Source organism: uncultured Acetobacterium sp. (assembly GCF_927416815.1).
Taxonomy (GTDB): domain Bacteria; phylum Bacillota; class Clostridia; order Eubacteriales; family Eubacteriaceae; genus Acetobacterium.
This window is the reverse complement of record NZ_CAKMJU010000103.1, coordinates 22,534-28,916: the sequence shown is the minus strand read 5'-3', so window position 1 is coordinate 28,916 and position 6,383 is coordinate 22,534. Positions and strand designations below refer to the sequence as shown.

General features: G+C 40.5%; 5 protein-coding genes and 1 riboswitch. Of the genes, 1 reads left to right on the top strand and 4 read right to left on the bottom strand.

Annotated features, from left to right (window positions below):
- The 4 genes from QZ998_RS13450 to QZ998_RS13435 form a co-directional block, all read right to left on the bottom strand.
- The coding region (locus QZ998_RS13450; RefSeq protein ID WP_296561345.1) for an MCP four helix bundle domain-containing protein at window positions 1–1,354 on the bottom strand (1,354 nt) is incomplete at its 3' end.
- Between the two features lie 53 nt (window positions 1,355–1,407).
- Window positions 1,408–1,995, bottom strand: coding sequence for an MBL fold metallo-hydrolase (locus tag QZ998_RS13445; RefSeq protein ID WP_296561344.1), 588 nt, complete (start codon window positions 1,993–1,995; stop codon window positions 1,408–1,410).
- Between the two features lie 14 nt (window positions 1,996–2,009).
- Window positions 2,010–2,612: a CheR family methyltransferase gene (locus QZ998_RS13440; protein ID WP_296561343.1), complete on the bottom strand. Its 603-nt coding sequence runs from the start codon at window positions 2,610–2,612 to the stop codon at window positions 2,010–2,012.
- A 399-nt stretch (window positions 2,613–3,011) separates the two neighbouring features.
- Window positions 3,012–3,767 carry a tRNA1(Val) (adenine(37)-N6)-methyltransferase gene (locus tag QZ998_RS13435; protein ID WP_296561342.1) on the bottom strand — a complete coding sequence of 252 codons (756 nt, stop codon included), beginning with the start codon at window positions 3,765–3,767 and terminating at the stop codon, window positions 3,012–3,014.
- 505 nt (window positions 3,768–4,272) lie between these two features.
- Window positions 4,273–4,357: riboswitch (cyclic di-GMP riboswitch) on the top strand.
- Between the two features lie 338 nt (window positions 4,358–4,695).
- Here QZ998_RS13435 and QZ998_RS13430 point away from each other — a divergent pair.
- A complete protein-coding gene (locus tag QZ998_RS13430; protein ID WP_296561341.1) occupies window positions 4,696–6,321 on the top strand; it encodes a hypothetical protein in 1,626 nt (541 codons plus the stop codon).
- The last annotated feature ends 62 nt before the right edge of the window (window positions 6,322–6,383 follow it).

Genomic DNA, 6,383 nt, shown 5'->3' with positions numbered 1-6,383 from the left:
GGTCGACATACTCGGCTGCGACATTCAGTGGTCCGATGACCGCGTCAAGGGTACTATTGACGCCATCGACGATCTTGGCAAAGTCGCCGCCGTGTTTGCTGGCATCTGCCCGGGTATCCAGCTGTCCGGCAATCCCGGCCTCGGCTAACATCGCAGCATCGTCAACTAATGCCGTAATGGCATCGATACAGGTATTCAAGTTATTTTTTATTTCATTGAAATCGCCATTGTAGCTGTCAGTGATCTTTGGCGGAATATCGCCCTTGCTGATCCGTTCAACATATTCGGCGGCAACGTTCAGTGGTCCGACCACAGAATCCAGAGTATTATTGACACCTTCGACAATTTCTTTATAGCCACCGTTAAATGCATCGGCATTCCCGCGGGTATCCAATCGCCCTTCAACGGCTGCTTGGGATAACATATTTGCTTCAACGATAAGCGCTCTGATGCTTTCAATGGTTTCTTTTAGCGCAGGAGCTATCTCGTCCAGTTCATCTCTGATTTCAATATTTGCTGAAACATCGCCGTTTGATATCTGTTTCATCGTCCCAATAACCACATTCTGCAGATCATCGGCAAAGCTATCCATTGAAATAGCCATTTGACCTATTTCATCTTTTGAGTCCATCTTCAAGCGCATGCCCAAATGACCCATGCTCATTTCTTTTAACATCGCAGCCGCTTTTTTTAGTGGCTTACTAATGGTCGACCCTAAAAATAAACCTAGCATAATTGACATTAGCACACCGACCAGGATAACAATGATCATGGTGGTAACCACGCTATTGGCTTGAACGGTATTGGCGGTGGCCTTGGCACTACCATCTGCCAGTTTAAGCTCCACCAGTTTTGCAATGGCATCCTGCTCTGCCCGGGCTGCAATCCCTGATGATCCGGTTTCTGCCATCAGCGCAAAAGCTTGGGCATCCTGATTTTGATTCGCTAAAGCCATTAATTCAGTAATCGATCCTTTATAATTTTGTCGCGCCTCGACAAATTCATCAAAGGCGGTCCGCATTTGGTCGGACACAATCCGGCTTTCAAATTCAGCTGTCAGGGTATCTATTTCTGCCTGCCGTTCAGCAATTTTATCTGCATTCTCTTTAATAACTTCTGGATCATTGGCAATGATCATATCCCGGATATTAACCCGCATCCGTTGAAATGCTGTTGATATCTGACCCGCCTGACCTATCGGCACTGTGATATTTTCATATAATTCAGTGTCTGATTCATCTAATGCCTTGATATTTGTTATCCCGACAACCCCGACAATCCCAACAATAATAGCCATAATAATAAATCCCACCAATAACTTGGCTTTAACCTTCATGTTCGCAAACGTTTTCATGTGACCTCCTATATGTCCCTTGTTTAATTAATTCTAGCTTAACTGTCTTTCTGCTAACTTCTTGCATTTTCAAGTGAATTCAATAGCATTTTTTTACACTCGCCTTTTAATGGCTCTCCATGACCAAAGTAAATCGTCTCAATATCTTTTTTTGTAATTTCCTCCAATGCTTCTATAAATTCTTTTTGATAGGTTGTATCTTTGGCGCGAATCACCAGTGGGGTATCTCCTGCGAAGAGAATCTTTTCCTTTTTACAATACAAACAAATTGAATCGTTGCTGTGACCCGGGGTATGGATCACCTCAAATTCTTGATCACCAATTTTCAAGCGTTCACCACCTTTCAAAATAACATCGACATGTTCAAGCGTCGATGACGCGGCAAAAGTTTTGGGGTTGTAACGTTTTTTTATTGTTGGAAGAAGGGTTGCATGGTCGTAATGACTGTGTGTTAGAATTACTTTTTGGACACGTTTTTTTCCGACACCGGTGGAAGCCTGATCAATTTTATCTAAAATAGCCGGATCTCGTCCAACATCTATCAGGGTATTGATATCACTTAATTTATTCCAGTCTCCAGTAACTAAATAAACATTCGATGTATAAATCTTTCTGCCCGCTGATAAATTGATAATTTTCATGATCTTGTTCCTTTTTAGACTTTTTTATATAATTGGGCATTTGAGACAACCGGCTCAAACAAATCTTTTAACTCAACCGGGAGTTTTTGGGTTTGTTCCATTGCCAGATATCCACCATCGATGAGCGAATCGTGAAACATCCGGATTACATTAATGCGTTCCTGCTCATTAAAATGAAGCAAGACATTTTTACACAAGATCAGCCCAAAATCTTTTCCAATGCTTTTAAACGTCAGAAGATCATGTTTCTGAAAACTGACTGCGGCTTTTATCTCGTCAATCAAACAATAACATTCCTTGTTATCCACCTTAATAAAATATTTTTCAAATATATCTTTTGGGATCCGTTGCACCTGCTCGCGGGGATATTCGGCTTCATAAATTATCTTATCGAAAAGGTCACTGCCATCGATATCTGTTGCTTGTATTTTGACATTTCGAAAATACATATGACCAATCCGATCCCGCAGCAGCATCGCCAGCGTATAGGGTTCCGGCCCCATGGCGCAGCCGGCATCCCAGATCTTGATCTTCTGTTTTAGTCGTAGTTCCGGGATGGCATGGTCGCAAATCATCTCAAGGGTTTGTAAATCTCTAAAAAAATAAGTAAAAGCCATTGTGTCTCCTTTATCATGTATATAATTAAATCCAATGATATTAAAATAAGCAATGCTAGCTTTACCTGAAATGCATATGGTTTCAGAATTTTTAGCTGCATTGCTCATCTTTATACCACTATTTTCATGATTCAAACATTGAATTAATGTTTATCATAAACTTTCTTCGTTGCCAGATTTTGCTATAGTATTTGTAATTATAAGCCACCCTATTTTAGCTTACAAGCAAAACCTTTTAGCTTTGTTACAGATTACCCCTTCTGTAACATTGGCATTCTTATCAGCATATCTAGCCTCTACTATTTTTTTATATCACCGCTTGCCCAGAGAAAATAAATCAATTCATTCTGACTAATCTTTTGATCCCCATTGATCAGCCTCTGGCGCTGAACAACTCCGCTATTCCGGCTTGGTCATCCCATAAATATCGTAAATTTCCTGGGTATATTCACCATCTTCATGATAAACAATCAAGGGTGTGTCAGTTTTTAACCCTGGTTTACCACTTTTTCGTCCTTCAATTAAAACCAGATTGGCTTCTTTTTTTAAGGATGGGTAAACAAATTGCAAGTGCTTGACCTCAATTTTATAAGATCGCATCAGTGAAATAATATCGCCCAACCGCTCCGGCCGATGAACCAAAAACAGACGGCCGCGATCCTTTAGCATCCGCTTGCTGAAAATAAGAATATCTTCAATGCTGCATAAAATTTCGTGGCGGGAAATAGTTTTTGTTTCACAATTGTTCTTAAGTCCCGCCTGAGCCCGCATATAAGGGGGATTACTGACTACCACATCGTAAGCGTTTGGAAGAATCTCACTACCAGGCGCTTTAATATCCCCGGCGATGATCCTAATTTCGTTTGACAAGCCATTAAGGGCCATGCTCCGTCTAGCCATTTCGACCAGCGGTTCCTGGATCTCTAACCCAGTGATCGAGGCTGCCTTTGTTTTGCCATAAAGCAATAATGGAATAATTCCCGTTCCGGTTCCCAGATCAATAACGTGGGGAGCCCCTTTTGTTCGCCGGGAGACAAACCAGGACAGCAAAACTGCATCCATGCCAAAACAGAAATAATCCGGATTCTGGATGATCTTCAGATTATTAAGGCCTAAGTCTTCAATTCTTTCCCCTTTTTTTAAAAAGTTATCCACATTTAGCTCCTTTAATTCACTTAATTTTTTAATTTTAACCGATAATCAACAAGTTTATCCACATATTGGTCAATTCTATCCACCATTTGTGGATAAGTTTTGTTGATTTCTTGCTTTTCCCCAAAAACTTGCCTAAGCACGGGCTTTTCTGTTCAGCCTTTTTATAGCGCACCTGTTAATTGTTTTTTTATAACTTATCCACATATGCACAGATAAAAGTTGATAATTTAAATTCCTAGATTTAATTCCCCAAAATAGACGGTTTTGAATTTCTCATTTGAAAAAAATTATATGCGAAGCTGTTGATAAGTGTTTTTCAATCCTGACAGCATTTTTCTCCCTAGCTTTATGGTTTCGCCTCCATTTTATCAGAAAAAAACCGCCACAAGCGAGAATTATTCTTAGCATGCGCACACTTTTGACCCACAAATCAACCTTGGAGATAAGTCGTTCATAACAACCTTGGACTTGACTGAATAACAAATATGTATTATTATGAGATTAACTATATATTCGGCAAACTTACCAAAAGGTAAGGACGCAAAGCTAGAGGGTCTAAGTATTTATTTATATGACAGCCAGTTGCAACTTTAAGCGCATCTATATGTGTATTTAATGCAACGTGTTTAATCGTTGTTTTTTTTTATTTTTTTACTCCACAGCCATTAACATAAAACCGCTTTTTAAAAGCATTTTTAAGCAGCGCTCATTACTTAAACACGACTGAGCAGGAATAACTGTCTTTTTTTCGTTTTTCTCTTTAATATAAACACATTCTTTGCTATAATGTGTAGTTGTAGAGGACTATTTTAAATTTATTGTATGAATTCGCCACCTCTAAAAGCTTCTTTATCATCGACGATTATGATGATAAAGTCAATGACCAAAAATATTGCAACGAAATTATTTGCGAAAGCGATGGATATATATGAATAGTAGTAAAATCCAGCCGAGTAAATTGGATCTTATTCTCGAAAAAAAACAGCATCTGGATGCCACCATCCAGGAATGCGAAATACGAATTGATGCTAAGCTTGCTTCACTCACTGAAGAAGGCTTTATTTCGCGAGAAATGAATCCTAATGTTGTTGAAGTGGCCATCTCTGATGATCCCTTCCAACCCGGCACAGATTTTCTTTCCGGGGTAGATATCTCGGATGACGATGCTCTCGATCAGGCCGTCCTCAATTCCCGTCCTTTCGAAACCCGATCAAATCAGTTGGCTTTTAATGGTGATCTGCTTACCAGTCAACCATTGCCACTCAGTGACCGGGCAGGTTTTTCCATACCGATCGGCGAAACCGAAGAAGATGAGGAGGAACTACCCACCCTATCAAAAATTCTGGGACGAACCACCCCTTACGCATATGAAGCGGAGCGAACCGCAGCTATCCCTAAAGCACCAACTGAATCCGAGCTCGCCAATCCTGTTGGCACCGATGATGTTTTTGACAATTCCAGATTTGCCGAAACAAAGTCGACGCCGCCACTGTCTGAGGTTAGCCCGGAAATAATAAAACCCGATCCGCCCCCAGAAATGGCAACAACACCAGAACGCCAACCGGAAAAAACAACGCTGACAACAGAAACGCCAATTAATCAAGAACCGCTACCGCCGAAAAAGGCAAAGCCCCAAAAAGCAAAGCCAGAAAAACGTAAAGATAGGGCAATCAAGCAAAAACAAGCTCAACCAACTAAAAAAACGAACCTTCAATTCCTTAAAAAGCCCAGCTTAACCAATATGGTTCCGCCGCTTGTTTTTTTCTTTATGGGATTAATGATTTTTGGAGCTTTCCTGATTTTTACTGCCTCAGAATTTAATTTTATTGATTACTCGGTGGTGTTTATTTTATTCACCTGCCTGATCTTTACCATTGCGATGCCCTATGGCGCCAGTATCTTTTTTATGATTCTACTCTTGTGCAGTTATGTGATTTTGTCGCTGATTTCGGTTTTCTACCTTGATGTTCCCTTTAAATTTTATCAGATCGGTTGGCTACTGGTGATTCCGATGATTTTATGGAGTTCGGCATTATTGATTAGAAAGGTTCGCGAACTGTTCCATTTCAAAAAAAATCTGGAACAGCAAATTGCATCCTATGATAATCTCGAAGAAAGTCCGGGACTGACGATCGAAAAAGCCTACTATAAGGATCTCAAATATGCCATGGATCGCGCTTCCCGCGGCGAAACCATTCTGACTCTGGAAATGATTACGATCAATCATCTGGATGAGCTAAAAACCATCAACGGTTCCCGGCTCTGGGACGAGATCCTCTATAAAACCTTAAAAATTATCAAGAGCCACTGCTACAGTAACCACCTGATTTATATTCTCGATGGCAGCATCTTCAGTATTCTGATGGAAAACACTTCTGTAAAAAATCAATTGCTGATCAATCAGGAGATTACCGATGCCTTCAATGCTCTAATTCTCGAGTATGACGCTGTTGAAGCCGATGTGTCACTTAGCCTTGCCGCCATTCCCTACTCCCGCGATATCACCAATCCCTTTGATTATCGGGCGCTGGTCTTAAGGCATCTAAAAAAATAAAGCAGCAACCATGTGATCGGTTGCTGCTTTTTTTACTTTAAGATACTTTTCTGACAAAAGAA

Excerpts from the sequence above, each read along its gene's own strand:
- QZ998_RS13430 (WP_296561341.1), top strand. The coding sequence starts at position 4,696 with ATGAATAGTAGTAAAATCCAGCCGAGTAAATTGGATCTTATTCTCGAA.
- QZ998_RS13440 (WP_296561343.1), bottom strand. The coding sequence starts at position 2,612 with ATGGCTTTTACTTATTTTTTTAGAGATTTACAAACCCTTGAGATGATT.
- QZ998_RS13445 (WP_296561344.1), bottom strand. The coding sequence starts at position 1,995 with ATGAAAATTATCAATTTATCAGCGGGCAGAAAGATTTATACATCGAAT.